This is a genomic window from Halopiger thermotolerans (assembly GCF_054654555.1).
In genome coordinates, this window is record NZ_BAAIEU010000004.1 from 2,197,735 (window position 1) to 2,224,019 (window position 26,285).

A 26,285-nucleotide genomic window follows, 5' to 3' on the forward strand; every position below is an offset into this window, starting at 1 on the left:
GACCGCGGGTCGACATCGCGGGCCGGCGTCGCCGTGCCGTCCTCGAGCGCGAACCGTCCGACGGTGACTGTCTCTCGATTCGAACGGTTTCATCCACGAAGAGCTGAATCTTTTTTACTACGGTCGCTCTCGGAGGGAGTATGCGGGAGACGCTTGCCGAATGGCGGCCGCTGATCGACGAGGCCATCGCCGACCTCGTTCCGCGGGAGATCGACGCCGACTACCTCGAGACGTTCTTCGGCGGGCCGACCTACGAGTACGATCCCGACGGGATCCAGCGCGCGCTGGCCGACCCGCTCTGGGAGCTGCTCGATCGGGGCGGCAAACGCTGGCGGGCGGTGCTCTTTCTGGTCTTTATCGAGGGATTCGGCGAGGATCCGGCGGAGTACCTACGCTACGCGTGCATTCCGGAGATCCTCCACAACGGGACGATCATCGTCGACGACGTCGAGGACGAGGCCACGAAGCGCCGGGGGGAGCCGGCGCTGCACCACATCTACGGGGAGGACATCGCGCTGAACGCCGGCAACGCGATGTACTTCCTGCCGCTGAAGATCCTCACGCGGGCACGGACCGACCTCCCCGCCGATCGGCGGCTGGCCGCCTACGAGATGCTGATGGACGAGCTCAACCGCACCCACCTCGGGCAGGGGATGGACATCCACTGGCACAACGAGCGCGATGTCGATATCACGCCCGAACAGTACCTCGAGATGTGTGCGTGCAAGACGGGCTGTCTCGGTCGGATCGTCGCCCGCCTCGCCGCCATCCTGACCGACCAGCCGCCCGAGGTCGAGCGCGCCGTCGCCACCTACGCCGAACTGACCGCCGTCGCCTTCCAGATCGGCGACGACATCTTAGACATCGAGAACTCGCTTGGTCGGGCCGGCGAGTTCGGCAAGGAGTTCGGCAACGACGTCCGCGAGGGGAAGAAGACGCTGCTTGTCATCCACGCCTTGGAGGAGAGCGACCCCGAGACGGCCGAGCGACTCCGAGAGATTCTGGCCGCCGACGAGAACACCGACGAGGAAGTGCTCGAGGCGCTGTCGATCCTCGAGGAGGCCGGTAGCATCGACTACGCCCGCGAGCGGGCTCTCGAACTAGCTGCCGAGGCGCGGGCGGCGATCGACGGGCTCGAGTTCGACGACGAGACCGATCGGAAACTCCGCGAGTTCACGGAGTTCGTCATCGAGCGCGACGTTTGAATTTGGATTGCTGAATTCGGGTTGCGCCGACTCGGGTGCGGCTTCCGACCGATACGTCAGGGAAGACTGAGGTCGTCTGCAAGGTCCCCCGTTCCGATGTCGATCCGTCCGTTCCGGTACACGGTGATCCCGTAACCGAGCAGGTCGATTTCGAGGAGGATATCTGCCCCCGAGCCGCCGTCGCTTCTGGTCGGCTCCTCGACCGCGAACGTGATCGTCGCGAGCGTCGGCTTCGAAGACGCGTCGGCGAGCGACTCGAGCGTCTCCGCCGGGACGTCCGCGATCGTCCCTTCGACGGTGAACGCGATCGCACCGGGTTTCGCGTCGACCGTCTCGGAATCGTCGTTCGTCGACGAACCGATCGCGTCCGTTCCCGGGGAAAGATCGCCCGCGTCCGGCGTTTCGACGCCGACGTCGACTGTCTCGAGGCGAAGCGACGCCGTTCCCGAGAGGTCGACGGCGACGGTCTCCGAATCCGCGACCGCGAGTTCGATCTCGGCCGGTTGCAGGGACGCGCCCTCGAAGCGCTCGAGCAATGCCGGCGTCATCGTGATCGTCCCTTCGGCGGCGAACTCGACCTGACTCGGCGGAGCCGTATCGACCAGTTGCTGGGTCACCCTGACGTTCTGATTCCCTTCGACGTTGACTGTGATACTCATCGTGTCCCCCAGTACTACGGGTTACGTGCAACGAGCGGGAAACGGTGTCGGGTACTTCGGACGAGAAGGGGTCGATTGTGGTCGAACCGAAAACAGGCCGTGCCGTCGCGCCGACGCGTTACTCGTCGTCGATTCCCTCGGCGATCTCCTCGACGATTTCGGGGTTGCGCAGCGTCGAGGTGTCGCCGAGTTCGTTGCCGCTGGCGATGTCCTCGAGCAGCCGACGCATGATCTTACCCGAGCGGGTCTTGGGCAGTTCGGGCGTGAAGATCACGTCCTCGGGTCGGGCGATCGGGCCGATCGCGTCCTCGACGGCCGCAACGATCCTGTCGCGCATGTCCTCGCTCGGCTCCTGCCCGTCCTCGAGGATGACGTAGGTGTAGACGGCCTCGCCCTTGACGTCGTGGTCGCCGCCGACGACGGCGGCCTCCGCAACGCCGGAGACGCCGACGATAGCCGACTCGATCTCCATGGTGCCGAGGCGGTGGCCGGAGACGTTGATCACGTCGTCGACGCGCCCGAGGATGGTAATGTAGCCGTCGTCGTCGATCTTCGCGCCGTCCTCGGGGAAGTAGACCCATTCGTCCGCATCTTCGTCCGAGTATTCGCGCCAGTACTCCTCGATGAACCGCTCGTCGTTGTTATAGAGCGTCCGGAGCATGCCAGGCCACGGCTTGTCCACCGTGACGTAGCCGGCCTCGCCGGCCTCGACTTCCTCGCCGGCGGCGTCGACGACCTTGGCGCTGATACCCGGCAGCGGCGGGCCGGCCGAGCCGGGTTTCATCGTGTTGATCGCCGGCAGCGTCGTGATCATCATGCCCCCGGTCTCGGTCTGCCACCAGGTGTCGACGATCGGGCACTCCTCGTTGCCGATGTGCTTGTAGTACCACTTCCACGCCCGCGGGTTGATCGGTTCGCCGACGGTCCCGAGCAAGCGCAGGCTCGAGAGGTCGTGTTTTTCGGGGTACTGCGAGCCCCATTTCATGAACGCGCGGATCGCCGTCGGCGCCGTGTAGAAGACGTCCACGCGGTTCTTCTCGACGATCTCCCACATCCTGTCGCGCTCGGGGTAGTCGGGCGTCCCCTCGTACATCACCGTCGTCGTCCCCAGCGCGAGCGGGCCGTAGACGATGTAGGAGTGGCCCGTGATCCAGCCGATATCCGCTGAACACCAGTAGGTGTCCTCCGGCTTGAGGTCCAGCACCGAATGGCTCGTCCAGGCCGTGTACGCGAGGTAGCCGCCGGTCGTGTGCTTGACGCCCTTCGGTTCGCCCGTCGTCCCCGAGGTGTACATGAGAAACAGCATGTCCTCGGCGTCCCGGGAGACCGGCTCGACCGACGCGCCCTCGTGCTCGGCGATCAGGTCGTCGTAGTCGCGGGCGTCGTTGCCGAGGAAGTGCGTGAGCTCCTCGCCTAGTCGGTCGACGACGACGCTGGTGACGTCCTGTTCGACGCTTCGGAGGCCCTTGTCGGCCTTCTCCTTGTGGTTGAGCGCGTCGCCGCGGCGGTAGTAGCCGTCGCAGGTGACCAGGTACTCGCTCTCGGCGGCGTTCATCCGGGTCGCGAGCGCGTCCGCGGAGAAGCCGGCAAAGACGACGCTGTGGGGTGCGCCGATGCGAGCGCAGGCGAGCATCGCGATCGGCAGTTCGGGGATCATCGGCAGGTAGAGGGTGACGACGTCGTCCTCCTCGACGCCGAGGTCACGCAGGGCCGCGGCGAACGCCTCGACCTCGTTGAGCAGTTCGCCGTAGGTGTAGGTGCGCGTCTCGCCGAGTTCGCCCTCCCACTTGATCGCCGCGCGGTTCTTCGCGCCGTTCTCGACGTGTCTGTCGAGGCAGTTGTAGGAGGCGTTCAGCTCCCCACCGGTGAACCACTCGTAGAACGGCGCGTCGCCGTCCTCGAGGACGGTGTCGTACTCTTCCTCCCACGAGAGGAGGTCGGCCGCACGCTCCCAACACTCCGGCCAGTTCTCCTCGAACTCATCGTAGATGCCCTCGTCGGTCACGTTCGCCTGCTCGACGAACGATTCCGGCGGTTCGAACGTCTCTTGCTCCTCGAGTCGCGCCTCGAGATCGACCGCCTCCTCGCCCTCGGTGGGTTCCTCGCTCATGATACCGGAACCATCGGGCATAACCGGGATAAACGTTCCCCCGATTCTCGACGCGATCCGCCTCGAGTCTGGCGGTTTTCTCGTCCACCGAGCGCCGACGGGCGGCCGGCGGGTGAACGGACGAGCACGAGCGTCGAGCTACAGTTGCATTCGATCCCGATCCGCCTCGATCCGGTCGAACGCCCAGTCGATGTCGACGACGTTCGTCGGCGTATCGGCGAGGCCGTCCCGGCTGACGACCTCGAGCGTCCGGTTCTCGGCGTCGGGAGTAAACGGCGCGGCGGCCATGAGCCGCGCGACGTCGGTCCGCGGGATCGATCCGGCGACGGAATCGCCGCCCTCGCCGACGACGAGGTCGCCGCGAGGCGGTTCGTTCGTGAGTCGCCCGGGGCGGACGATCGTGTACGCGAGCCCCGACCGACGGAGCGCGGTTTCGGCGTCCCGCTTGGCCCGCAGCGACCCGCGGATGAGCAGTCGCGCGGGCAACGACAGCCCGCGCTTCGAGTTGCCGACGCCGATGGCGCTCTGATAGACGAAAAAGGAGACGTCAGAACCCAGCGCGGCCGTCACGAGGTTGATGACTCCCGTTCGATCGACCAGTTTTCCGCCAAGGGTGTGGCGGTAGCTCGGCGGCGTCCCGACTGCACAGTAGACGACGTCGCAGTCCCGGACCGCGTCGACGGCGTCCCGCGGCTCGAAGAAATCGGCGACGACGACTTCGTCGGCGCCGTGGCGCTCGAGGGTGTCGGCGGTAGCGTACGACCGCGTCGTCGCGCGAACGGTCAGCTCGGTCGGCCGCAGCACCGACAGGAGCTCGCCGCCGGTCTGGCCGCTCGCGCCCGCCACGAGCACGCGGCTCGCGTCGTCGGCCGCCGGTCCGGATCGCGAATCGCCGTCGGGTCCAGTCTCGGTCATCGTGCGGGATACTTCCCGAGGACGGATAATCGTGTAGCCGACAGTCACCGGGTCCGACCGATTGACGCCGCGATGCGGCGCTACTCGTCGGACTGCAGTCGCTTCGTCGTCTGGACCAGCGGATGGCGCGCGTAGTCGACGACCTCGATGTCGTCGATCCGCTCGAGGTCCTCCTTTTCGGCGGTGCGGGCCATTCCGAGGTCGACGCCGTCCCCCTGATCGATCACGATGACGTAGGCGTCCATCTCGTCGATGCCGAGTCGATCCGCCGCGAGCACGCGGTGGTGGCCGTCCGCGAGCAACAGCGTCCCGGCGTTGTCGATGACCACCAGCGGCTCGGCCAGCCCGCGCTCGAGTTCGTAGCGCCGGCCCTCGAGTTCGTCGGCGTAGACCCGACCCTGCGTCGGCGTCAGATCCGCCAGCGGCACGGTACGGCGTTCCTGCTCGAGTTCGACGTCGTGGATCTGCTCCAGGGTACGCATCAGTTTGCCGACCTTCTCGGGGGTGGCCCGCTCGATCTGACTGCGGATCACGTCGGCGTTGGAGATGATGCCGACGAGGTTCCCCGCGTCGTCGACGACGGGGAGCTTCTGGATGCCCGATCGGAGGATGACCCGCGCCGCGTCGGTGACTTTCATCTCGGGGTGGGCGACGAGCAGATCGGTGGCCATCACCTTGAAGATCGGCTCGTCGTCGTCGGCCAGCAGGAGGTCGCTGGCGCTGACGAACCCCTCGACGCGGCGCCGCTCGCAGACGGGGAACCCGCTGTGGGCCTCGCTCTCGGCGATTCGGGCTGCAACGTCGCCGACCGTCGCGTCCGGGGAGACCGTCACCACGTCGCGGGTCATGTACTCCTCGACCTGTGGTTTTCTCCGATCCGACAGTATCTCCTCCATGACCGACCGTAACGGCGCCCCGCGCAAAAGTACTGTCTTCGCTTCGGCGGCTCGCTGAGCGCCGCGGCCGACGGTCCCCGTCGACGGCCTCGAGCGCACCGCCGGCGCGGTCCCCGCCGCCGTTGGCTCCCGTTCGGAGTCGGCCGGGTCACTCCTCGAGCGTGAACAGCCACTCGCTGGTCTGGGTGTAGGTGCCGACCGCCGTGCCGGGCTGGGATCGGATCGCCTCGAAGAAGCGCTTCGTGATCACTTCCTCGACGACGCTGACGATCGATTCGACCTCGGCCTCGTCGTCGGCGCTTGCGAGGATGCCGACCTCGAGTTGGGCGCCGGCCATGTCGGCGTGACCGCCGGCGCTGCCGATGCGGGCGAACGCGTCGCGGAGCGTCTCGCCGAGGTCGACGTCGGAGTCCCGTGAGCGAGCCGACAGGTACGCCATCTCGTCGCGGAAGCCGAAGACCAGCGTCGTCTCGACGCCCTCCATCGCGAGCAACTGGTCGGCCGCCTGCGGCAGCGCGTCCCGGTTGCTGATCCGGCCGACGCTCGCGACGGCGACGGCGCCGCGCTGCTCCCGGTTCTTGATCGCCCGTGCGATCGTCTCCAGGGTGTCGCCCTCGATCGTCGGCTGCTCGATCTGCTGGAGCAGGGAGACGTCGGCGTGGGGCCGGAGGATCGACGCGGCCCGGAAGTCCGCGGGCGCGACCTCCCGCGTAAAGTCGTTCGTGTCGACCCGAATGCCGTACAGCAGCGCCGTCGCGGTCGAGCGATCGAACCCGATGTTGAACCGATCGACGTACTCCGTGAGCACGGTGCTGGTCGCGCCGGCCTCCTCGCGCAGTTCGACGAACGTGCCGGGCACCGGCCCCCGCGGCGGGTGGTGATCGATGACGATATCGACGTCGAGCGTCTCCGGCAGCCCGTCGTTGACGCCGGGCCGGGAGTGGTCGACCAGCGCGAACGCCCCGTACTCCTCGAGCGAGTCCTCGCGCGATAGATTTCGAAGGTCGAGCTCGAGCAGGTTGACCATCGCGCGGTTCTCCTGATGGGAGATCTCGCCGAAGTAGCAGGCCTCGGCCTCGACGCCGACCGATTCGGCGATTTTGACGAGCGCGACCGCGCTCGCGATCGCGTCGGGATCGGGGTTGTCGTGGGTGACGACCGCGAGCGGGCCGTCGATCGCCGCCAACTCCTGGCGCAGCCCGATCGCGGCCTCGGCCGAGCGGCTCGCGGTTTCGTCGATCACCCGTTCGACGATCGCGCTGGCCGCGTCGACCACGTGGTCCGCGAGCCCGCCGAAGGTCGTCCGGTCGGTCGGCGTCGGATTCCCGCCGAGCGAGGCGACGATCGAGGCGCCCGGGAACCGGTCGCGGGCGTGCTCGAGGGCGGCGCGGTTGACGTCGGTGCGGTCGCCGCCGACGAAGATGACGTCCGGCCGCTCGACGTTCGCGAGGGTCTCCGGGTCGCTCGGATCGGCGTGGCGCGCCGGGATGCTCTCCTCGCGGAGCGTCTCGACGACGGCCTCGTCGCTCGTGACGACCAGCAGGCGGCCGTCGCTGCGCTCGGCCAACCGCTCGGCGACGTGGCGACCGACGGTGCCACAGCCGAGCACGAGCCGGAAAACCATGTATCGCCGGTTGCGACTCCGAGCGGTAAAAGCTACCGGGTCGCTCGAGCCGAGAGAGAAATACTGGCGGTCGGTCGACCGGTCGATCGGTCGGCCGATAATCCGATGGTCGATCAGGCGATCAAGCGATCAGCCGATCAGGCCACGACCGCGGCCGCCGCGTCGACCGCCGCGTCGACGACCGGCCCGAAGCCGGGCAGCAGCAACGCGGTCATCACGGCCGCGAAGACGATCGCGGCGTAGAGCCCGGTCGGCTGAGTCAGCGCGTCGCGCTCGAGGATCGGCTCCTCGATCCAGACGGCCTTGACCAGCCGCGAGTAGTAGTACAGCGACAGCGCGCTGTTGATCACCAGCGCGGCGGCGACGATCACCAGCCCGGCGTCGAGCGCCGCGGTGAACAGGAAGTACTTGCTCCAGAACCCGCCGAAGGGCGGGATGCCGGCCAGGCTGAACATGAAGATCGCCAGCGCCGCGCAGGCGACCGGCGCCTGATTCGAGAGCCCGTTGTAGTCCTCGAACGTGCGGCCGACGCCCCAGTACTCGGCCAGGGCGACGAACAGGAACGCGCCGGTGTTCATGAAGCCGTAGACCAGCAGGTGCATCATCGCCGCGCCCATCACGAGCTCGCCGCCGTCGGCCGTCAGACCCGCGAGGCCGATCAGCACGTAGCCCGCGTGGCCGATCGAGGAGTAGGCGAGCATCCGCTTGACCTTCTCCTGGGTCGCGGCCGCGAAGTTCCCGAGCGTCATCGTGACGATCGCCAGAACGACGAAGGCGAGCGTCCAGTCGACGCCGACGAGGTCGCTCGTCACGTCCAGCGGGAACGCGGTCGTGAACACGCGGAACGTGATCACGAAGCCAGCCGCCTTCGACGCCGAGGAGAGGAACGCCGAGATCGGCGCGGGTGCACCCTCGTAGGCCTCCGGCGCCCAGAAGTGGAACGGGACGCTGGCCGTCTTGAAGGCGAACCCGCCCAGCAGCATCAGGATGCCCAGCCCGAGCAGCCCGTCGTAGGCGAACGCGCCGCCGGCGGCGCTCTCCTCGAGCGCGGCCGCGATGGCGTCCAGCTGCAGGACGCCGGTCGCGCCGTAGACCAGCGAGACGCCGTAGACGAACACCGCCGAGGACAGCGCGCCGATCAGGAAGTACTTCAGGCCGGCCTCGACGCTGCCGCGGTTGTCCTTCAGGATCGCGACCAGGGCGTACGACGGCAGGCTCGAGAGCTCGAGCGCGATGAAGATCGTCACGAGGCTGTTCGCGGCGGCCATCGTCGACATCCCGGTCGCCGCGAGGACGACCAGCGAGTAGTACTCGGCCTGGTAGGTGTGGTCCTGCAGGTAGTCGTAGCTCGCGACCGACACCAGGGCGGTGACGACCGCGACGATGATCATGAAGTACAGCGCCAGCTGGTCGACGACGAACTGGCCGTCGAACAGTTCGATGACGCCGTGACCGCCCTCCATGCCGGGCGTGCCGACGCCGGCGGTGATGAACCAGACGGCGACGGCCAGCGAGGCCAGCGCGCCGGTCGCGGCGGTACCGGCCAGCAGGGCGCGGTTGGTCGACCGAGGCGAGACGCTATCGACGAGGAACAGCGCGATCGCCGTCGCGGCCATGATCAGGGCGGGCGCGAGGCCGGCCCACGCGGGCAGTGCCACCGCCATTACAGCTCACCTCCGGTCTCGAGGATCGGATCGACTGCGTCGGTAATCATCTCGAAGATCAGGTCGGGGGCCACGCCCAGCAGGATGATCAGTCCCAGCAGCACGAACATCGGCGCGACGTCGTGCAGCGGGGCGCGGCCGAGGTCGTAGTCGGTTTCAAGCCGGTACGGTCCGAAGACGGTGCGCTGCAGCGCGAACAGCAGGTAGCCCGCGACGATGACGATGCCGAACATCGCCGCCGCCGTGAACAGCGGGGCGTACGCGAGCTGTTCGGACTGGAACGCACCGAAGAAAATCGCGAACTCGCCGTAGAAGCCGCTCATCAGCGGCAGTCCCATGTAGCCGAAGGCGCCAGCGATCAGGATGCCGACCGCGATCGGCATCCGGTCGGCCAGCCCGGACATGTCCGTGACCATCCGGGTGTGGGTCGCGTTGTAGATGACGCCGACCGCCATGAACATCAGCCCCGAGATGAGGCCGTGGGACACCATCTGGAAGGTCGCGCCGCCGACCCCGAACTGCGTGTACGCGATCAGGCCGAGAATGACGTAGCCCATCGACGACACCGAGGAGTAGGCGACGATCCGCTTCAGGTCCGTCTGGGCCAGCGCGAGCATCGCGCCGTAGATGACGCTGATCACCGCGATGGCCGCGATCGGGACCGCGTACGCTTCGACCTGCTCGGGGAACATCGTGAAGTTGAATCGGAGCAGGGCGTAGGTCCCCATCTTCAGCAGGACGCCCGCCAGCAGCACCGACGCCGGCGTCGGCGCCTCGACGTGGGCGTCCGGCAGCCACGTGTGGAACGGGACGACCGGGACCTTCACCGCGAAGCCGAGGAACATCGCGACGAATACGATCGAGGCCAGCGCGGACCCGCTCAGGCCGAACAGGCCGTCGGGACCGCCCTCGAGCATGGCCGTCGCGATCTCGGGCAGGGCGAAGCTCGTGACGTCGCCCAGGCCGAAGACCAGCGAGACGAACGCGCCGAACATCAGCAGCGATGCGACGTTCGTGTAGACGAAGAACTTGATCGCCGCGTACTTCCGGCGCGGGCCGCCCCAGATCCCGATCAGCAGGTACATCGGGATGAGGACGGCCTCCCAGAAGATGAACCAGACGAAGAAGTCCAGCGCGGTGAAGACGCCGATGAGGTTCGCCTCGATGAACAGGATCAGGCCGTAGAACTGCGACTCGCGCTCGTCGATCGGCGTCCACGAACTGAGGATCGCCAGCGAGCAGAGGACAGTCGTCAGGATCACCAGGGGGAGGCTGATCCCGTCGAGGCCGACGAACCACGTGATCGCGTAGTCGCCCAGCTGGATCCACTCGAACTGCGACTCGAAGGCGAGTTCGCCGTCGAGCAAGGCGTTCCCGCTGCCGTCGAAGGCCGCGAACAGCCAGAGGCTGAGTGCCGCCGGCACGAGGCTGATCGCGAACGCCAGCTTGCCGGCGATTCGGTTCGGCGCGACGAACGTGACGAGCGCGCCGAGCAGTGCGACCGCGATCAGTGCTTCGATCATCATAGGAACCACCCCCCGCTAATGCCGAGGAGCAACAGTAAGCCGATGAACCCGGCCACGAGCAGGGCCGCGTAGTTCGTCACGACACCGGTCTGGATGCGCTTGACGCGACTCCCGCTGAACAGACTCGCCGCCGAGACGCCATCGACGACGCCGTCGATGACGGTCTGGTCGAACCGGTCGGCGGCTCGAGCCAGCGGCAGAGCGAATCCTTCGGCGAGCCAGACCTGGAACTCGTCCTGGTAGTAGTTGCTGCGCAGCAGGTCGTACAGACCGCCGAGCTTCCGCGTGTGGCGGGTCGGCTCGGGCACGGCGTACAGCGAGTACGCGACGAGTGCGCCGCCGATCGCGAGCCCGAGCGACAGCGCCGCGGAAAGCAGCATGGTTGTCGTCTCGGAGCCGACGTAGCCCTCCTCGAAGGCCACCATCTCGTGGTAGTGGTGGTAGGTCAGGCCCTCGACGTAGCCGTACTCGCCGTCGAGCCAGTGCTCGAGGAAAGTGATGTCCGCGCCGGTCAGCTTCGCGATCGGCGCGAGGTTGGCGACGCCCGCCAGCAGCGCGAGCAGCCCGAGCACGATCAGGGGCGCCTTGATCGACCAGCCGACCGGATGGGGGTTCTCGGCCGTCTCGGACCGGGGGTCGCCGTGGAAGGTCAGGAAGACCATCCGGAAGGTGTAGAACCCGGTGAAGAACACGGCGAGGAGCCCCATCGCGTAGGCCGCGAGGATAACGGGCTGCTCGAGGCCGACGATCAGGGCGTCGAACAGGACCTCGTCCTTCGACCAGAAGCCGGAGAACGGGACGATCCCGGCGAGCGCGAGCGCGCCCGAGAGGAACGTCCAGTAGGTGACGGGCGCTTTCTCCTTCAGACCGCCCATCTTCCACATGTCCTGTTCGTGGTGCATGAGGACGATGACGGCGCCGGAGCCGAGGAACAGCAGCGCCTTGAAGAAGGCGTGGTTCATCAGGTGGAAGACCCCGGCGACGTAGCCGCCGACGCCGAGGCCCAGCATCATGTAGCCGTACTGGCTGATCGTCGAGTAGGCCAGCACCTGCTTGATGTCGTCCTTGACGACGCCCATCGTCGCCGCGAATAGCGCGGTGAAGCCGCCGACGAAGGCGATGATCGCCAGCGCGGTCGGCGATTGGGCGTAGTAGCCGAACATCCGGGCGACGAGGTAGACGCCGGCCGCGACCATCGTTGCCGCGTGGATGAGCGCGGAGACGGTGGTCGGGCCCTCCATCGCGTCGGGCAGCCACGTGTGTAAGGGGAACTGGGCGGACTTGCCGATGACGCCGCCCAGCACGAGCAGCCCGGTGATCGTCACCCAGGTCTGCGCGTCGAAGCCGAACAGCGTGGCGCCGTCCTCGATGGCCGTCTCGGCGGCGACGACGAACGATTCGTCGCCGGCGAAACCGACCGTTCCGAAGGTCGCCGCGATGGCGACGACCCCCAGCAGGAAGAAGTAGTCACCGAAGCGGGTGACCAGGAACGCCTTCTTCGCCGCCGACGGGGCCGAGCGCGTGCGGAACCAGAACCCGATCAGCAGGTACGAGCACAGGCCCACCAGCTCGAAGAACATGAACGCCATCAGCAGGTTGTCCGCGTAGACAAAGGCGAGCATGCTGAACGTAAAGAGCCCGAGCTCGGCGTAGTAGCGCGGGAGCCCGGTCTCGCCCTCGGCGTTCATGTACCCGAGGCTGAAGACGTGGACCAGCAGGGCCACGAGCGAGACGATGACCAGCATCAGCGCCGACAGCGGGTCGATCAGGATCCCGAAGGAGAAGGCGATCTCCTCGAGCCCGTCGGCCGCGGTCAGCGCGTCGCCGGCCGCCCACTCGTAGACCGTCTGGTGATACGTTTCGCCGCCCGCGACGGCCGCGAGCATCGCGAGCGAGAGCAGGAACGAACCGCCCGTCGCGGCGATGCCCGCGAGCGCGCCCTTCTTCGGCATGTGGCGGCCGAAGACGAGCGCGACGACGAATGCCACGAGCGGGAACAGCGCGATCGCCGGAGCGTAGTCGAATACAGCCATCTCTTACCACCTCATCGTCGTTGGAACCGTGACGTCGACGTCACGGAAGTTGCGGTACAGTACGAGGATGATCCCGAGTCCGACGGCGACCTCCGCGGCGGCAAGCGCCATCGTAAACAGCGCGAACACCTGCCCGGTGAGGTTGCCCTGGTAGAACGAGAACGCGATCAGGTTGATGTTGGCCGCGTTCAGCATGAGCTCGACGGACATTAGGAACAGCAAGGCGTTACGGCGGGTGAGGATGCCGAACAGCCCGATGCAGAACAGGGCCATCGACAGCAGCACGTAGTACTGCACTTCGACCACCATCAGGCCTCACCTCCGTCGGCGTCGGCATCGTCGCCGTCGGCAGCGGCCGCCTCGGGCGTTCCGCCGTCGGTCGCGGTCGGGGACGGTTCAGCGGGTGTCCCCGTCTCCGCGCCACTGGCCGTCTCGGAGCCACGCGTGGCCAGCGCCGCGACTGGCTCGCCGGACTCCTCGCGCTTTGCCAGCACGAGCGAGGCGTCCAGCGCCGCGTCCAGCGTCAGCGCGATCAGCAGGAAGGCGGCGAGGAACGGCTCGGTCCCCGCGACGCCGCCGGCCGACTGCAGCGGCTCGAGGTCGAACAGCGCGTAGCCGATGGCGGCGGTGATCGATTCGACCTCGAACCCGCCCTCGGCCATCGGCTCGAACGGCGTGTTCAGGACGACCAGCGCCATCAGCGCGAAGAGGCCGACGGCGAGCAGTCCCGGCGCGAGCGCCGCGCCGGAACTGAGTCGGAGCCGCGGTCGGTTGCGTTTGCTCATGCCTGTACCACCTCGCTGGAGTCGGAGTCCGCGTCACCGTCCGCGTCCGTCTCCTCGCGCTGGGTCAGCATGACGGCGAACGTGATGAGGATGAGCACCCCGCCGACGTAGACGAGGATCTGCATCATGGCGACGAACTCGGCCGCCAGCATCACGAAGTGGACCGCCATGCTCATCAGCGCGACGCCGAGCATGAGCGCCGAGTGCCAGGGGTCCCGCAGGAGGACCACGCCCAGCGCGCTGCCGATCGTGACGAACGCGAACACCGCGAACGCGATCTGTTCCGGTGTCATTGTACTGTCGCTCGTACGCGTGTTCGGACCGGTCGCTCGTCTCGATGCCGCCGCCGTCGGGATCGAGCGCCCGTCACTGGTAATCGACCTCCCCTTCGCCCTCGCCGATCCACGCGCCCCGGTCGGGTTCGCGCGACTCGAGCGGGTCGATGTCCTTGTACCACGGGACCGACTTCAGCTGCTCCTTGTTGTACACCAGGTCGTGTTTGGTGTCGCCGGTGAACTCGAAGTTCTGCGTGAGCAGGATGGCGTCGGTCGGGCACACCTCCTCGCAGAGCCGGCAGTAGACGCACTGCCCGATGTGGAGGTTGTACTGTTCGCCGTTTCGCTTGTCGTCCATCACGATCTGGATCGTGTCGTTCGGACAGACGTTCTCGCACTGGCGACACCAGATACACCGCTCCTGGCTCCACTTGTGGACGCCGCGGAACCGCGGCGACACGTCGGGAGCTGTCTTCGGGTACTCCACCGTGAAGGTGGAGCCGTCCAGCGCGTGCTTCATCGTCGTTGCCATGGATTTGAGTACGCCGATCATGCGATCACCCCTACGATTGCCGCGGTAAGTCCGAGATTCGCAAACGAAAGGACCAGCAGGCCCTTCCAGCCGATTTCGATCAGTTGGTCGATGCGGACGCGCGGAACGGCCGACCGCAGCCACTGGGTCAGCAGGAACGCCGCCCAGATCTTGACGAGGAACCAGACGATGCCCAGCCCCTCAGGGCCCGGTCCGGCCGGGCCGCCGAGGAAGATCGTCGCGATGATCGCGCCCCCGAGGAAGATGTGGAGGAACTCGCCGAGGTAGACGAGCACGAAGTAGACCGAGGAGTACTCGGTCTGATACCCCGCGATGAGTTCCGCCGGCGCCTCGGGCATGTCGAACGGATTCCGGCCGACCTCCGCGAAGTTCGCGATCAGGAACAGCACGAACGCGAACGGGTTCACCAGCGCGAACCAGGCCGGAATCGACCACTCGAGGCCGGGGATCGTAAACAGCGTCGTCTGGTTCTGAACGGCGACGATCTCGCTCATGCGCAGCGATCCCGAGAAGAGCACGACCGACATACCGGTCACGACCAGCGGGATCTCGTAAGCGACGTTCTGCGCGACCGCGCGCAGGCCGCCCAGCAGCGAGTACTTGTTGTCCGACGCGTAGCCGGCCATCACCAGTCCGATCGAGGCGATGCCGGCGATGGCGAAGGCGTAGGCCAACCCGACTTCGGGGTCGGCCAGGTGGATGCCGCTGCCCATCGGAATGACGGCGAAGCCGAGCAGCGCCGAGCCCGTAATGACGACCGGCGCGAGGTCGTAGGCCGGTCGATCCGCGTTCTCGGGAATGATCAGTTCCTTCGAGAGCAGGCGGACCGAGTCGGCCACGATGATCAGGATGCCGCCCGGACCCAGATGGTTGACCGCGATCCGGTCGGTGAACGCGGCCGTGATCTTTCGTTTCGCCCAGGGACCGGCGACGCCGGTCATCGCGAGCATTAGGTTGCCGACGATGAAGGCCGCGATGAACGTCGCGACCAGTTCGCCGGCGAGCCCGAACTCGCTCAGGCCGGTCAGATCGCCGATCTGTTCGGGGAGCAGGACCGTCCCGTCGGTTCCGCTCTGCAGCGGCGTCGCCGCGTTCATCGATCCACCTCCCCGAGCACGATGTCTAAGCTACCAAGCGACGCGACCAGGTCGGGGACGTACTCCCCTTCGGACATCTCCGGCAGCGCCTGGAGGTTCGAGAAGCACGGGCTCCGGATCTTGAACCGGGCCGGCTTGTCGGTGCCGTCCGAGCGCATGTAGATGCCGAGTTCGCCCTTCGCCGCCTCGACGGCGCGGTAGGTTTCGGCGTCGGCGTCCGGCTTCAGGGTGCGGGGCACGTTGGCCTGCACCTCGCGCTCGTCTTCGGGCCAGTCCTCGAGCAGGTCGAGACACTGCTCGATGATTTTGGCCGACTCCTCGACCTCCTCCATGCGACAGAGCACGCGGGCGTAGTTGTCACAGCCCTCGCGCGTGACGACGTCCCACTCCAAGTTCTCGTAGTAGCCGTAGGGGTCGTCGCGCCGGAGGTCGTAGTCGACGCCGGAGCCGCGGGCGACCGGCCCCGTACAGCCGTAGTCCTTGGCCACCTCGGGCTCTAGGACGCCGGTGTCGATACACCGGGTCTGGAAGATTTCGTTCGAGGTGACCATGTCGTGGTACTCGTCGACCTTCGCGGGGAGGCCGTCGAGGAAGTCGCGGGTCTTCTCGATGAACTCCTCGCGGGGTTCGGGCAGGTCCCACGCGACCCCGCCGACCCGGAAGTAGTTGAACATCATCCGCTGGCCGGTCAGGTCTTCGAGGATGTCCTGGACGACCTCACGGTCGCGGAACGTGTACATGAAGATGGCGGTGAACTCGCCGTAGACGTCCAGCGCGAAGGTGCCGAGCGCGAGCATGTGCGAGGCGATCCGGCAGAGTTCCGCGCCCATGGTCCGGATGACCTGCGCGTACTCGGGGACCTCGATGTCCGCCATGTCCTCGATCGCCCGCGCGTAGGCCCACTCGTTGAGGAGCCCCGAGGAGACGTAGTCCCAGCGGTCGGGGTAGGGCATGATCTGGTGGCGGTAGGTGCCCTCCTGACACATCTGCTCCTCGCAGCGGTGGAGGTAGCCGATGTCGGGGTCGACGTCGGCGACGGTCTCGCCGTCCAGCACCGTCTCGAGGTGGAGCACGCCGTGGGTCGCCGGGTGGTGCGGACCGATGTTCAGGAACATCGTGTCCGACTCGGCGTCCCGGTGGTCCTCCGCGATCGGGTTCGCGTGCTCCGAGAGCGTGACGATCTGCGGTTTGGTCTGGTCGTAGTCGTCCGAGAGCGGGTGGCCCTGCCACGTCTCGGGCAGCAGGATGCGCCGCAGGTCCGGATGGTCGGCGTACTCGATGCCGACGAGGTCGTAGGCCTCCCGCTCGTGCCAGTCGGCGGTGCGGAACACCGGCGCGGCGCTCTCGCTGACCGGCTCCGACCGCGTCGTCGGCACGACGATGCTCACCTCGTCGGTCGGATCGTCGTACTTCTTCAGGTGGTAGATCGACTCGTACCGGTCCTCGTACTGCTGTGCCGTCACGCAGGAGAGGTGGTCGTAGCCGGCCTGCTCCCGGAGGTCCGACAGGACGCTCTGGACCTCGTCCGGGTTGACGACGAAGGCGGGCGCGTTCATGTGGTCGTCGCGCCCGATCGCGCGGTCCCCGATCAGCGCCTCGAGGTCGTCGGCCGAGAGTTGCTCCGGCGGTCGTTCGATGCCCGTGCTCATGGCGAATCAGCCCAGTTGTACCGCATGACGAGGTCGTCCTCGTCGATCTCGCCTGCGAGCTTCTGTACCAGTTCGTCCTCGGGGAGATCGCCGAACTCCTCGAGTTCGTACGGTTTGACGACGACGGGCGAGGACTCCCCGTTCTGGATCCGCTCCTGAAGCTTGAGGACGCCGTACAGCAGCGCCTCGGGACGGGGCGGACAGCCCGGAACGTGAATGTCGATGGGGATGATCTCCTCGGCGCCCTTCACGACGTTGTACCCCTTCTGGAAGGGGCCGCCGGAGATCGTACACGACCCCATCCCGACGACGAACTTGGGTTCGGGCATCTGGTCGTAGACGCGCTTCATGCGCGGCCCGAACTTCGAGACGATCGTCCCCGGGACGATCATCACGTCGGCCTGTCGCGGCGACGCCCGGGGCACCCCGGCCCCGTAGCGGTCCAGGTCGTGTTTGATCGCGTACGTGTGCATCATCTCGATGCTGCAGCACGCGATCCCGAACTGCAGCATGAACATCGAGTTCCCGCGAACCCAGTTCATGAACTCGTCGAACTTCGTGAGGATGAACGGCGACGCGCCGAACGCCTCACGGAGCTTCGAGTTGAATCGGTCGTCGACGCCCTCGCCGATCCGGGAGTCGCGGGTGTCCGTCGACGGTGCGGTGCTGCCGTGGATTTGCTGTTTGGGTTCGTCGCTACTCATAGTCGGTCAGTTTCGCCTTCCACCTGCCGCGGTGTCTGTGCCCACTGTACTGCACCGTTGCGCCACGCCCACGCGAGCCCGACGAGGAGGATGGCAACGAACGCGACCATCGGTCCGAGGATCTCGAGCAGCGAAACGGCATCCGATTCAACAGCCTCCCGATATACGACCGCCCACGGGAACAGCAGGACGGTCTCGATATCGAAGACGAGGAACAGAAGCGCAACCATGTAGTACTGGATGTTGAACCGGACGCGCGTTCCGCCGGTCGGAACCTCGCCACTCTCGTAGGTGGCACGTTTGCTCGTTTCTGGGACGGTCGGCCGCAGGAGGTACGATACCGCCATCATCCCGAACGGTATCAGCAGTCCCACGAGCGCCAACGCCCCGATCGCTATCCAGTCGTTCATCTACGTAACGTTCGGAGGTTGAAACCGCACGCACATAAGGGTTGATTGTTCGATTTCCGGGGCAACACCGGCCAAACGGTGGCTTCCGCGCCCTAATACGTGCTAAATTAATCGACCTAATACCATACCGATCGATACAAAAAGTGACCAAACGGGTAATCGACCGTTACCGGCGGCCCCAACGGTGCCGACAGCGCTCGAGACCGAAGAACGAGAGCTTACCGTAGAAGCGGCCGCGATCGACCGGTCTCGAACGGGACCCTACTGCTCCCCGTCCCGGAACGCCGGCGTCCCCTCGTCGTGGAGCCGGCGGGACACGTCGCCGACGCCCTCGCGGAGGTCCTCGTGGTACGACACCAGCCGCTCCCGAACCTCGTCGTGCTGTCGTGCGAGGATCTGGGCCGCCGAGAGCGCGGCGTTGAACGACTTGCCGGCGTCGACCGCCACGAGCGGCGCGCCCGTCGGCATCCCGATCACGCTGTCGACGGACTTCTCCTGGACCGGCACGCCGATGACCGGCAGCGGGTACGCGATAGATGCGGTCATGTTCGGCAGGTCCGCGGACTTGCCGCCCGCGCCGGCGATGATGACCTCGAGGCCGCGCTCCTCGGCCGTCTCCGCGTAGGCGGTCATCAGGTCCGGCGTGCGATGGGCGGAGGTGACGTAGGTCTCGAACGTAAACCGTTCCGCCGGCGGGTTCTCGTAGTCGGTCTGCTCGGCGAAGCCGAGTTCGTCGACGAAGGCGTCGTAGGCCCCGCGCCGGCGGCCGCCGGTCATCATCGTCTCGAGGTCCGAGTCGCTGCCCATCACGATGCCGACGTCGGGGGTTTCCTCGTCGGGGCGGTCCTGCTGGGCTTCCTCGTGCAGTCGGTCGATGAGGTCGGAAACGCTGTCCGTCATGGATAGGTCACTCTATTGATCGGCCGTGAACGTCACGGAATCCTCGAGCGCCCGGGCCGTCTCGAGCAGGTCCTCGACGTCGGTCTCGTCGTCGCGCGCGCAGACGGTGACGTGGCCCATCTTCCGCAGCGGGCGCGCCTCGCGCTTGCCGTACCAGTGGAGGTGCGCGGCGGGCGTCTCGTGGATCTTCTCGACGCCGTGCAGCGCCGCCTTCTGCGATTCCTCGACGTCGCCCAGCAGGTTCGTCATCACGGTCGGCGACCGGAGGTCGGTCGCGGCCAGCGGCCACCCCAACACGGCGCGGACGTGCTGCTCGAATTGGGAGCTGTGGGCGCCCTCGATCGTCCAGTGGCCCGAGTTGTGCGGCCGCGGCGCGATCTCGTTGAGCAGGATCTCGCCGTCGGTCGTCTCGAAGAGTTCGATGCCGTAGACGCCCCGCCCGTCCATCACCTCAAGGACGTCCTCGGCGACCTCGCGGGCCCGTTCCTCGGCCGCGTCGCTCGAGCGCGCGGGGACGATCGTCTCCCGGAGGATCTCGTCGACGTGGACGTTCTCCCCGATCGGGAAGGCGGCGGTCTCGTCGTCCCCCTTGACCGCGATGACCGAGACCTCGCGCTCGAAGTCGACGAACGACTCGACCATCGCCGGGCCGGCGACCGACTCGAGGGCCTCGTCGGCCTCGTCTTTGGATTCGACGGGGACGTTTCCGCGGCCGTCGTAGCCGCCGGTTCGGGCCTTGAGCATGACCGGCGCGCCGTAGTCGTCGATCGCCTCGCGGATGTCCTCGGCGTCGTCGACCTCGCGGAACGGCGGCACCGGCACGCCCGCGTCCTCGAGTTCCCGCTTCTGGACGAGCTTGTCGTGGATCGTCTCGAGCGTCGCGGGCTTGGGGTGGACCGGCGTCCCCGAATCCTCGCTGACGCGCTCTAAGACGTCCTGATCGGCCAGTTCGATTTCGAACGTCAAAACGTCCGCCCGCGCGGCGAGTTCGCGGATCCCGGCCTCGTCGTCGAAGTCCGCGACGATCTGATCGCGCGCGACGGGCGCGGCCGGACAGTCCGGCGTCGGATCGAGCACGACTACCTCGACGCCGAGCGGTGCGGCCGCCTCGGCGAGCATTCGCCCGAGCTGTCCCCCGCCGACTACGCCGAGCGTCGGACCCGGCGTCTGGAGCGTCGTCATTTGGCGGCGGTTCTCGGCGCCAGCGCTTAAGGATTCTCAATCGCGGTAATCCGGGGTTCGTCCGGGAGACGAACCCGAAGTCGTACCGGCGGCTCGAGGATGCGAGGCGGGACCGGAAAACGCGCAGTCGAATACCCGTCAGTCGCCGCTCTCGGCGGGTGCGGAAGTGTCGTCGGCGCCGGAGGTCGCGTCGTCGACCACGCTGTCGACGCTGACGCCCTCCCAGTCGTGGTCCGCGTGATACCCCTCGCGTTCCTTCGCGCTGTCGGCGACGCGGATGAACTCGGCCTTCTCGCGGGCTGCCGGAATCGTGTGGCCGCCGCAGTAGGACAGGCCCGACTGGATGCCGGCGCAGAACTCCTCGACGACGTCGGCGACCGGCCCCTTGTACGGCGTCAGCGCCTCGACGCCCTCGTCGGCGCGGACGTTCTCCTCCTTGTCGTCGCGGTTTTCGGCGGCCGTCGTGGTCGCCATCCCGCGCGAGCGCTTGTACTTCGTGCCGTCGACCTCGACGACCGCGCCGGGCGCCTCCTCGGTGCCGGCGAAGAGGCTGCCCATCATCACCGTGTCGGCGCCGGCCATCAGCGCCTTCACCGCATCGCCGGAGGTGCGGATCCCGCCGTCGGCGCAGATGGTGACGTCGAGGTCCTCGGCGGCGTCCGCGCAGTCGTCGACGGCCGTCAACTGCGGGACGCCGGCGCCCGCGACTTTCCGCGTCGTGCAGTGGGAACCCGGACCGATGCCGACCTTCACGCAGTCCGCGCCGGCCGCCGCGAGATCCGCGACCCCCGCCGGCGTCGCGACGTTGCCCGCGACCAGGTCGGTGTCCGGGAACTCGTCGCTGATCTCCGCGACCGCCTCGAGCGTCCGTTCCAAGTGCCCGTGGGCGACGTCGACCACGAGCGCGTCGACGCCGGCCTCGACCAGGGCGGCGCTGCGCGCGACGTGGTCCTCGTTGATTCCGACGGCGGCGGCGACCCGCTCGCCGGCGGCTTTGACTTCCTCGACTTGGTCGGCCTGTTCTTCAGGCGTGAGGAACCGGTGAAGAACCCCGATACCGCCGTTCCGGGAGAGCTCGATCGCCAGCTCGGTCTCCGTGACGGTGTCCATCGCCGCCGAAACCAGCGGCGTCTCGAGCGCGAGGCTAGGTGTGAAATTCGTCTCGAGATCGACGTTGCTGCGGCTGTCGACGGGCGAGCGCTTCGGCACGAGCAGCACGTCGCCGTAACTCAATCCGGTGCGAAGGTTGTCCATGACCCCTCTGTATTCGGGGATCTATTCGGATAAAGGCCTCGATATAGCCGATTCTGCGAAGGCCGTGATAGCGGTTTGGTGCTCGACCGTACTGCGGACCTTCCGCAGAACTAGACCCTTCTCGAATGCAAGACTACAGCGCTCGAGGAAGTATAATAAATATGATAATAGTCCCGGGCGGATTCGAACCGCCGTCATGGGCTCCAAAGGCCCATATGATTGGCCACTACACCACGGGACTGCGAAGGGCAAGTCCGAGTTATCTACGTAACGGCTTATGAGTTATTGTTTTCCGCCGCCGGGGACACCGTAATCGAACCGATTTCGGCTAACCGGTGACAGCGTCGACAGAGACAGATGACGTTATCCAGTGTATGAGCGTTTTGAGGATTATCGAAATCGCGAACGGGAACAAGGTGGTGCACATCCGGTTCGTGACCGATGTCGCTGCGCGATCGACCGCAGTGCTGGCAGGTGTGATCGTCTCGGTCTAAGGCTCGGCGTCGTGTGGTCCGCCATTTCCCGTTATAGACGTTCCTATCGTCGCACCATCGTTCGGTTTGCGACAACGCATGGCACTTGTGGCTACAAAATCGAACTGGATACTTTTCAACTCGAGACTGAAGCACGTCGATGATTCGACCGCAGAATTCGCATACTCTTTTCGTCCGTTCGATATCGTGGACCTCAGAGTACGGAGTTCCGAGGAACTCGTCGCTTTGCTCGACACAGGTAGAGCAGAACCGTCCCTCTTTATTCGACGGATAGTATGAGAAGGTCGCTTCACATCGTTCGCAGGTCGTCGTTTCCTTGGCGTCGTTCCAGTTGCCGTTGTGCTCGCCCGCGTTCGGATTGCAGTCGTCGCAATACTCTCTGCGCGCCTTCGGATCGTAGAACTCGGTTCCGCACCCGCTGCAGATCCGGTTCGGAAGCGGATCGCCGTGCACCTTCGTGTGGTGCTGGCGCATTCCCCGCTCACTACTGAGCGATTCGCCGCACGTCGGGCAGTCCATGCGGGCGTTGGCTGCGCTATCGCATATAAACTCGAGGGCGGGGCACTCATAGTGGAGAGACGGTGTGAAACGACGCGAAAGACGAACCGGAAAAACAGCCGCGTTACAGGTAGCCTTCCTCGGCCAGCCGTTCGATGCCTTCCTCGAGCCGTTCCTCACTGGCAGCGTAGGAAATCCGGGCGTAGCCGGGCGTGCCGAACGCGCTGCCGGGCACCGTGGCGACGTGAGCGTCCTCGAGCGCGCCTTCACACCACTCCTGATCGTCGTCGGCGACGGGCAGCATCATGTAGAACGCGCCCTGGGGTTCAGCGACGTCGACGCCGTGGTCGTCGAGCAGGTCGATGACGAGGTCGCGCCGGTCCTCGAAGGCCTCGACCATCTCCTCGACGGCGGTGTCGGTGTTCTCGAGGGCCTCGATGCCGGCGTGCTGGACGAAGTTCACCGCGGAGGAGACGGAGTGGCTGTGGAGCTTGCCGGCCTGGTCGATCAGCTCCTCGGGGCCGGCGAAGTAGCCCAGCCGCCAGCCGGTCATCGAGTAGGCCTTCGAGAAGCCGTTGACCGTGATGGTGCGGTCGGCCATCCCGTCGAAGGTACCGAGGCTCGTGGGCTCGACACCGTAGGTGATCTCCTTGTAGATCTCGTCCGAGATGACGGTGACGTCGTGTTCGACCGCGAGGTCGCGCACACCCTCGAGGGCCGCGTCGGAGTAGACGGCGCCGGTGGGGTTCGACGGGGAGTTGACGATCAGCAGCTCGGTCTCGTCGGAGACGGCCTCGGCGAGGTCGTCCAGCGCGGGCTCGAGCTGGAAGTCCGAGTCCGAGAGATCGACTCGCGTCAGCGAGCCGCCGGCCATCTTGACCATCGCCTCGTAGGAGACCCACGCGGGGTCGAGCAGGACGACCTCGTCGCCGTCCTCGACGAGCGACTGGACGATCTCGTACAGCGCCTGCTTCGCGCCGGGCGTGACGATGACCTCGTCGGTGGTGTGCTCGAGGCCGTCCGCGGCCAGCTTGTCGACGATGGCCTCGCGGAGCTCGAGGATGCCGGCGGAGGTGGTGTAGCCGGTGTGGCCGGCGTCCATCGCGTCTTTCCCGGCCTCGACGATGTTTTCGGGTGTCGGGAAGTCGGGTTCGCCGACCGAGAGGTCGACGATGTCGGCGCCCTCGTTCTCGAGTTTGGTCGCGAGGGCGGAGATGGCAAGCGTTGCGGACGGTTCGACTCGGGTTACGCGGTCGGTGAATTCCATCGTCATGGGTGTCGTTGTCGTTGTGGGTAGCGGTAGCGTCGTACGGTCTACTGTCTACTGATCGGCGTCGGCGCCGGTGCCGGCGTCGGAATCGGGAGCCGGCAGCTCCGAAACCAGATCGAGCGCGCTCTCGACGGCTGTGGCCGCGTTCTCGACGCGCTCGCGCGCTTCGGCGGCGGACATGCCGGGACCCGTCACGCCGAGCGTCACGGGGGTGTCGCGCTCGAGGCTCACGTCGGTGAGCCGCTGGGCGATCGCGTCGCCGATCACCTGGTCGTGGTCGGTGTCGCCGGTGATGATGGCGCCGACGACGGCGACGGCGTCGACCTCGGCGCGGCGCGCGAGCCGGTCGGCGGCCAGCGGCGCGTCGTACGCCCCCGGAACCTGAACCGTCTCGTACACCTCGGCGCCTGCGTCGCCGGCGGCCTCGAGGGCCGCCTGCTCCATCTGCTCGGTGACCGGGCGGTTGAACTCCGCGACCACTAATCCGAGCGCGGTCATATGGGTGGCGTGGAGAGGGGAGGTAAAAGAGGTGCCGCTTTTCGAAGGCGACGACCAGCCATCGGACCCGAGCCTGCACCGCGAGACACCGCCTCGAACGGGAATGAAACGCCGTAAAACGTCGGTAAACGAGAGAAAATGCCGTTGACGACCGTTTGCTTATTTGACTAATCGGTCCTCACCGACGACTGCAATGAGTCTCGACCGCTACACGACCCCCGCTGGCGTCGACCGCGATACGGTACAGTCGGTCAGCAAGCTGCTGCTCGCGACCCTCTCGCTGATCGGCCTGCTCTATCTCGCCTCGCTGCTCCCCGGGATCGGCCGGCTCGTCCCGGGCACGCCGATCACGTTCGCCGCGCTCGCGAGCGTCGTCGCGACCGTTACGGCCGTCGGCCTCCTGTTGTTCCTCGCCCCCGCGCTCGCGGACCTCGTGCGATCGACCGTCGACGGCCCCGAGGCCGTCGTCGACGACGTCGCGTCGATCGTCCACCTGTTCGTCGTCCTCGTCGCGGTGCTTATCGCCCACCGCGGACTGGCCCCCGCGATCGTGCCCCTGCTCGAGGGCGGCACCTGGGTGTACGACGTCGTCTTCCTCGCGCTCTCGCTGCCGCCGCTCGGCATCCTCGCGGCGCGGCTGTACGTCTCGCTCGATCCGATCGCCGAACTCCTCGCCGACAAGGTGACGCGGACCGAGTCCGCGCGGGAGGGCAACGCCGACGGAACCGCTGCGGCCGCCGAGGGAGGTGACCGCTGATGTCGTTCCCCACTTCCGACACCGATGCCCCCGAGACGACCGACGAGGCCGCGACCGAAACCGGCCTCCCCGTCCTCGAGGGCGCGGCCGCCGGGGTCGGCGCCTGGCTCGTCGGCTACGCCGTCACCTACCTGCTCGTCGCGAACGACGTCCGCGAGTCGCCGCTCCAGCGGATGATCGAGGCGTTCGACGGCGAGCCAGCCACCTACGAGATGGTCGGCTGGGTGTTCTACAACGGCCACCTGGTCGAGACGGTGTTCCGGAACGTCCCGCTACTCGGGAGCCGCGCGACGTCGTCCATCGGCGGCGAGGGCGGCTTCACCGTCGCCCTGTACGCGGTGCCGGTCGCGACGCTGTTCGTCGCCGGACTCGCGCTCGCGGTGTACCGGGGTTCGCCGGCGCCGACGGACGGACTGCTCGCCGGACTGACCGCGCTGCCCGGCTACCTCATCGTCACCGTCGCGGGCGTCTTCCTCTTCGAGGTCACCCTCGGGAACGCCACCGGCGGCCCGGACGCGCTCCCCGCCGTCGTCCTCGCCGGACTGCTCTTCCCCGCGGTCTGTGCGGGCGTCGGCGGCGCCGTCGGTTCGATCGTCGCCGACCGGATCCGCAACGCTCGGTAGTCGGCGCGGCCGAATTCGCTTTTCGTCCGTTTTCGACGCTCGCCGGTCGTGAATGATTAACCGTGGGTATCGTAACCAAACCTATTCGGCGCTCGAGCGGCTAGAGCGGACGATGACTGAATCCGACGCCGATACCGACGCGGACGGATCGCTCAAAGAGCGCGTCGAGACCTGGCTCAGCCGCGAGATGCCGATCATCCAGATGCACGGCGGGACGAGCGCCGTCCGGAAGGCCGACCCCGAGACCGGCGAGGTCGTAATCGAACTCGGCGGCGGCTGCAAGGGGTGTTCGGTCAGCGACGTGACGACGGGCAACATCGAGGCCGAACTGATCAAGTGGCCCGAGATCGACGAGGTGACGGTTCGCGTGCCGGACGCCCGCGACAGCCTCGGCGGCCCCGAACAACCCGAATCGATCATGGGCGTGGATCGAACGGAGGGCGGCCGCGGCGACTGGGGCTCGTCGAATCCGGGCAAAGACCACCTGTAGCGGTCCGGTCAGGTTTCGATCCGTCCGGTCGGTTCTTTCGTCGCGCTGCGCGCGTAGCCGCGTCGAACCATACTAGCTGCGGCCAGCGTTCCCCTTCCGACGCTTCTCGACGTCCGTCCTCGAGCCCGGTGCGTCCCCGCTACTGCGTGATCGGGCGCGCGAGACCGCGTGCCACGTTGACAGGGCCGGTGAGTTTTGGGAACTCCTATATCCT

26 protein-coding genes and 1 tRNA gene are annotated in these 26,285 nt (G+C 66.8%); 4 read left to right on the forward strand and 23 right to left on the reverse strand.

Annotated features, from left to right (window positions below; genetic code table 11):
• The first annotated feature begins 140 nt into the window (after positions 1–140).
• Positions 141–1,205 carry a polyprenyl synthetase family protein gene (locus ACYQ26_RS18710; RefSeq protein WP_459810397.1) on the forward strand — a complete coding sequence of 355 codons (1,065 nt, stop codon included), beginning with the start codon at positions 141–143 and terminating at the stop codon, positions 1,203–1,205.
• Between the two features lie 56 nt (positions 1,206–1,261).
• On the opposite strand, the gene ACYQ26_RS18715 is transcribed toward ACYQ26_RS18710, so the two are convergent.
• From ACYQ26_RS18715 to ribH, 23 genes are all read right to left on the reverse strand, one after another.
• Positions 1,262–1,864, reverse strand: a complete 603-nt coding sequence (locus ACYQ26_RS18715) for a hypothetical protein (protein WP_459810398.1) — start codon at positions 1,862–1,864, stop codon at positions 1,262–1,264.
• A gap of 118 nt (positions 1,865–1,982) precedes the next feature.
• Positions 1,983–3,974: an acetate--CoA ligase gene (gene acs / locus ACYQ26_RS18720; RefSeq protein ID WP_459810399.1), complete on the reverse strand. Its 1,992-nt coding sequence runs from the start codon at positions 3,972–3,974 to the stop codon at positions 1,983–1,985.
• Between the two features lie 138 nt (positions 3,975–4,112).
• The gene (locus ACYQ26_RS18725; protein ID WP_459810400.1) at positions 4,113–4,889 is read right to left on the reverse strand and encodes an SDR family oxidoreductase; all 777 of its coding nucleotides are present in this window, start codon (positions 4,887–4,889) and stop codon (positions 4,113–4,115) included.
• An 80-nt stretch (positions 4,890–4,969) separates the two neighbouring features.
• Positions 4,970–5,785 (reverse strand): CBS domain-containing protein, encoded by an 816-nt coding sequence (locus ACYQ26_RS18730; protein WP_459810401.1) that lies wholly within the window; start codon positions 5,783–5,785, stop codon positions 4,970–4,972.
• A gap of 148 nt (positions 5,786–5,933) precedes the next feature.
• Positions 5,934–7,409: a DHH family phosphoesterase gene (locus tag ACYQ26_RS18735; RefSeq protein ID WP_459810402.1), complete on the reverse strand. Its 1,476-nt coding sequence runs from the start codon at positions 7,407–7,409 to the stop codon at positions 5,934–5,936.
• Between the two features lie 137 nt (positions 7,410–7,546).
• Complete coding sequence (locus tag ACYQ26_RS18740; protein ID WP_459810403.1) at positions 7,547–9,073, reverse strand: NADH-quinone oxidoreductase subunit N; 1,527 nt, start codon at positions 9,071–9,073, stop codon at positions 7,547–7,549.
• Positions 9,073–10,599 (reverse strand): complex I subunit 4 family protein, encoded by a 1,527-nt coding sequence (locus ACYQ26_RS18745; protein ID WP_459810404.1) that lies wholly within the window; start codon positions 10,597–10,599, stop codon positions 9,073–9,075. The genes ACYQ26_RS18740 and ACYQ26_RS18745 overlap by 1 nt, the downstream gene beginning before the upstream one ends.
• A complete protein-coding gene (nuoL, locus tag ACYQ26_RS18750; RefSeq protein WP_459810405.1) occupies positions 10,596–12,632 on the reverse strand; it encodes an NADH-quinone oxidoreductase subunit L in 2,037 nt (678 codons plus the stop codon). Before nuoL ends, ACYQ26_RS18745 begins: the two co-directional genes overlap by 4 nt.
• 3 nt (positions 12,633–12,635) lie before the next feature.
• Positions 12,636–12,941, reverse strand: coding sequence for an NADH-quinone oxidoreductase subunit NuoK (gene nuoK, locus ACYQ26_RS18755; RefSeq protein WP_459810406.1), 306 nt, complete (start codon positions 12,939–12,941; stop codon positions 12,636–12,638).
• Positions 12,941–13,417: an NADH-quinone oxidoreductase subunit J gene (locus ACYQ26_RS18760; RefSeq protein WP_459810407.1), complete on the reverse strand. Its 477-nt coding sequence runs from the start codon at positions 13,415–13,417 to the stop codon at positions 12,941–12,943. The genes nuoK and ACYQ26_RS18760 overlap by 1 nt, the downstream gene beginning before the upstream one ends.
• Positions 13,414–13,710, reverse strand: coding sequence for an NADH-quinone oxidoreductase subunit J (locus ACYQ26_RS18765; RefSeq protein ID WP_459810408.1), 297 nt, complete (start codon positions 13,708–13,710; stop codon positions 13,414–13,416). The genes ACYQ26_RS18760 and ACYQ26_RS18765 overlap by 4 nt, the downstream gene beginning before the upstream one ends.
• 73 nt (positions 13,711–13,783) lie before the next feature.
• Positions 13,784–14,245 (reverse strand): NuoI/complex I 23 kDa subunit family protein, encoded by a 462-nt coding sequence (locus ACYQ26_RS18770; RefSeq protein ID WP_459810409.1) that lies wholly within the window; start codon positions 14,243–14,245, stop codon positions 13,784–13,786.
• Positions 14,242–15,342: a complex I subunit 1/NuoH family protein gene (locus tag ACYQ26_RS18775; RefSeq protein ID WP_459810410.1), complete on the reverse strand. Its 1,101-nt coding sequence runs from the start codon at positions 15,340–15,342 to the stop codon at positions 14,242–14,244. Before ACYQ26_RS18775 ends, ACYQ26_RS18770 begins: the two co-directional genes overlap by 4 nt.
• Entirely contained in the window at positions 15,339–16,991 is a 1,653-nt protein-coding gene (locus tag ACYQ26_RS18780; protein ID WP_459810411.1) for an NADH-quinone oxidoreductase subunit D, read from the reverse strand. Before ACYQ26_RS18780 ends, ACYQ26_RS18775 begins: the two co-directional genes overlap by 4 nt.
• The gene (locus ACYQ26_RS18785; RefSeq protein WP_459810412.1) at positions 16,988–17,695 is read right to left on the reverse strand and encodes an NADH-quinone oxidoreductase subunit B; all 708 of its coding nucleotides are present in this window, start codon (positions 17,693–17,695) and stop codon (positions 16,988–16,990) included. Before ACYQ26_RS18785 ends, ACYQ26_RS18780 begins: the two co-directional genes overlap by 4 nt.
• On the reverse strand, positions 17,692–18,105 hold the full coding sequence (locus ACYQ26_RS18790) for an NADH-quinone oxidoreductase subunit A (RefSeq protein WP_459810413.1): 414 nt from the start codon (positions 18,103–18,105) through the stop codon (positions 17,692–17,694). The genes ACYQ26_RS18785 and ACYQ26_RS18790 overlap by 4 nt, the downstream gene beginning before the upstream one ends.
• A 261-nt stretch (positions 18,106–18,366) precedes the next feature.
• A complete protein-coding gene (locus tag ACYQ26_RS18795; protein WP_459810414.1) occupies positions 18,367–19,005 on the reverse strand; it encodes an AIR carboxylase family protein in 639 nt (212 codons plus the stop codon).
• A 12-nt stretch (positions 19,006–19,017) separates the two neighbouring features.
• Positions 19,018–20,187: a 5-(carboxyamino)imidazole ribonucleotide synthase gene (locus ACYQ26_RS18800; RefSeq protein WP_459810415.1), complete on the reverse strand. Its 1,170-nt coding sequence runs from the start codon at positions 20,185–20,187 to the stop codon at positions 19,018–19,020.
• A 138-nt stretch (positions 20,188–20,325) separates the two neighbouring features.
• Positions 20,326–21,441: a guanosine monophosphate reductase gene (locus tag ACYQ26_RS18805; RefSeq protein WP_459810416.1), complete on the reverse strand. Its 1,116-nt coding sequence runs from the start codon at positions 21,439–21,441 to the stop codon at positions 20,326–20,328.
• Between the two features lie 168 nt (positions 21,442–21,609).
• Positions 21,610–21,682 (reverse strand) — tRNA-Gln (locus ACYQ26_RS18810).
• A gap of 34 nt (positions 21,683–21,716) precedes the next feature.
• Positions 21,717–22,454 carry an HNH endonuclease gene (locus tag ACYQ26_RS18815; RefSeq protein ID WP_459810417.1) on the reverse strand — a complete coding sequence of 246 codons (738 nt, stop codon included), beginning with the start codon at positions 22,452–22,454 and terminating at the stop codon, positions 21,717–21,719.
• Positions 22,455–22,557: 103 nt separating this feature from the next.
• Positions 22,558–23,706 carry a pyridoxal phosphate-dependent aminotransferase gene (locus ACYQ26_RS18820; RefSeq protein ID WP_459810418.1) on the reverse strand — a complete coding sequence of 383 codons (1,149 nt, stop codon included), beginning with the start codon at positions 23,704–23,706 and terminating at the stop codon, positions 22,558–22,560.
• Between the two features lie 48 nt (positions 23,707–23,754).
• The gene (ribH, locus tag ACYQ26_RS18825) at positions 23,755–24,201 is read right to left on the reverse strand and encodes a 6,7-dimethyl-8-ribityllumazine synthase (protein ID WP_459810419.1); all 447 of its coding nucleotides are present in this window, start codon (positions 24,199–24,201) and stop codon (positions 23,755–23,757) included.
• 193 nt (positions 24,202–24,394) lie between these two features.
• On the opposite strand from ribH, the gene ACYQ26_RS18830 reads away from it, so the two are divergent.
• From ACYQ26_RS18830 to ACYQ26_RS18840, 3 genes are all read left to right on the forward strand, one after another.
• Positions 24,395–24,958, forward strand: coding sequence for a hypothetical protein (locus tag ACYQ26_RS18830; protein WP_459810420.1), 564 nt, complete (start codon positions 24,395–24,397; stop codon positions 24,956–24,958).
• Positions 24,958–25,581, forward strand: a complete 624-nt coding sequence (locus tag ACYQ26_RS18835; protein ID WP_459810421.1) for a DUF7978 family protein — start codon at positions 24,958–24,960, stop codon at positions 25,579–25,581. The genes ACYQ26_RS18830 and ACYQ26_RS18835 overlap by 1 nt, the downstream gene beginning before the upstream one ends.
• Positions 25,582–25,693: 112 nt before the next feature.
• Positions 25,694–26,071: a NifU family protein gene (locus tag ACYQ26_RS18840; RefSeq protein ID WP_459810422.1), complete on the forward strand. Its 378-nt coding sequence runs from the start codon at positions 25,694–25,696 to the stop codon at positions 26,069–26,071.
• Positions 26,072–26,285: the final 214 nt, after the last annotated feature.

Excerpts from the sequence above, each read along its gene's own strand:
- ACYQ26_RS18785 (WP_459810412.1), bottom strand. The coding sequence starts at position 17,695 with ATGAGTAGCGACGAACCCAAACAGCAAATCCACGGCAGCACCGCACCG.
- ACYQ26_RS18730 (WP_459810401.1), bottom strand. The coding sequence starts at position 5,785 with ATGGAGGAGATACTGTCGGATCGGAGAAAACCACAGGTCGAGGAGTAC.
- ACYQ26_RS18710 (WP_459810397.1), top strand. The coding sequence starts at position 141 with ATGCGGGAGACGCTTGCCGAATGGCGGCCGCTGATCGACGAGGCCATC.
- ACYQ26_RS18735 (WP_459810402.1), bottom strand. The coding sequence starts at position 7,409 with ATGGTTTTCCGGCTCGTGCTCGGCTGTGGCACCGTCGGTCGCCACGTC.
- ACYQ26_RS18725 (WP_459810400.1), bottom strand. The coding sequence starts at position 4,889 with ATGACCGAGACTGGACCCGACGGCGATTCGCGATCCGGACCGGCGGCC.
- ACYQ26_RS18795 (WP_459810414.1), bottom strand. The coding sequence starts at position 19,005 with ATGACGGACAGCGTTTCCGACCTCATCGACCGACTGCACGAGGAAGCC.
- ACYQ26_RS18815 (WP_459810417.1), bottom strand. The coding sequence starts at position 22,454 with ATGGACTGCCCGACGTGCGGCGAATCGCTCAGTAGTGAGCGGGGAATG.
- ACYQ26_RS18835 (WP_459810421.1), top strand. The coding sequence starts at position 24,958 with ATGTCGTTCCCCACTTCCGACACCGATGCCCCCGAGACGACCGACGAG.
- ACYQ26_RS18760 (WP_459810407.1), bottom strand. The coding sequence starts at position 13,417 with ATGAGCAAACGCAACCGACCGCGGCTCCGACTCAGTTCCGGCGCGGCG.
- ACYQ26_RS18830 (WP_459810420.1), top strand. The coding sequence starts at position 24,395 with ATGAGTCTCGACCGCTACACGACCCCCGCTGGCGTCGACCGCGATACG.
- ACYQ26_RS18775 (WP_459810410.1), bottom strand. The coding sequence starts at position 15,342 with ATGAACGCGGCGACGCCGCTGCAGAGCGGAACCGACGGGACGGTCCTG.
- ACYQ26_RS18745 (WP_459810404.1), bottom strand. The coding sequence starts at position 10,599 with ATGATGATCGAAGCACTGATCGCGGTCGCACTGCTCGGCGCGCTCGTC.
- nuoL (WP_459810405.1), bottom strand. The coding sequence starts at position 12,632 with ATGGCTGTATTCGACTACGCTCCGGCGATCGCGCTGTTCCCGCTCGTG.
- ACYQ26_RS18765 (WP_459810408.1), bottom strand. The coding sequence starts at position 13,710 with ATGACACCGGAACAGATCGCGTTCGCGGTGTTCGCGTTCGTCACGATC.
- ACYQ26_RS18780 (WP_459810411.1), bottom strand. The coding sequence starts at position 16,991 with ATGAGCACGGGCATCGAACGACCGCCGGAGCAACTCTCGGCCGACGAC.
- ACYQ26_RS18790 (WP_459810413.1), bottom strand. The coding sequence starts at position 18,105 with ATGAACGACTGGATAGCGATCGGGGCGTTGGCGCTCGTGGGACTGCTG.
- ACYQ26_RS18805 (WP_459810416.1), bottom strand. The coding sequence starts at position 21,441 with ATGGACAACCTTCGCACCGGATTGAGTTACGGCGACGTGCTGCTCGTG.
- ACYQ26_RS18800 (WP_459810415.1), bottom strand. The coding sequence starts at position 20,187 with ATGACGACGCTCCAGACGCCGGGTCCGACGCTCGGCGTAGTCGGCGGG.
- ACYQ26_RS18820 (WP_459810418.1), bottom strand. The coding sequence starts at position 23,706 with ATGACGATGGAATTCACCGACCGCGTAACCCGAGTCGAACCGTCCGCA.
- ACYQ26_RS18715 (WP_459810398.1), bottom strand. The coding sequence starts at position 1,864 with ATGAGTATCACAGTCAACGTCGAAGGGAATCAGAACGTCAGGGTGACC.
- nuoK (WP_459810406.1), bottom strand. The coding sequence starts at position 12,941 with ATGGTGGTCGAAGTGCAGTACTACGTGCTGCTGTCGATGGCCCTGTTC.
- acs (WP_459810399.1), bottom strand. The coding sequence starts at position 3,974 with ATGAGCGAGGAACCCACCGAGGGCGAGGAGGCGGTCGATCTCGAGGCG.
- ribH (WP_459810419.1), bottom strand. The coding sequence starts at position 24,201 with ATGACCGCGCTCGGATTAGTGGTCGCGGAGTTCAACCGCCCGGTCACC.
- ACYQ26_RS18840 (WP_459810422.1), top strand. The coding sequence starts at position 25,694 with ATGACTGAATCCGACGCCGATACCGACGCGGACGGATCGCTCAAAGAG.
- ACYQ26_RS18770 (WP_459810409.1), bottom strand. The coding sequence starts at position 14,245 with ATGATCGGCGTACTCAAATCCATGGCAACGACGATGAAGCACGCGCTG.
- ACYQ26_RS18740 (WP_459810403.1), bottom strand. The coding sequence starts at position 9,073 with ATGGCGGTGGCACTGCCCGCGTGGGCCGGCCTCGCGCCCGCCCTGATC.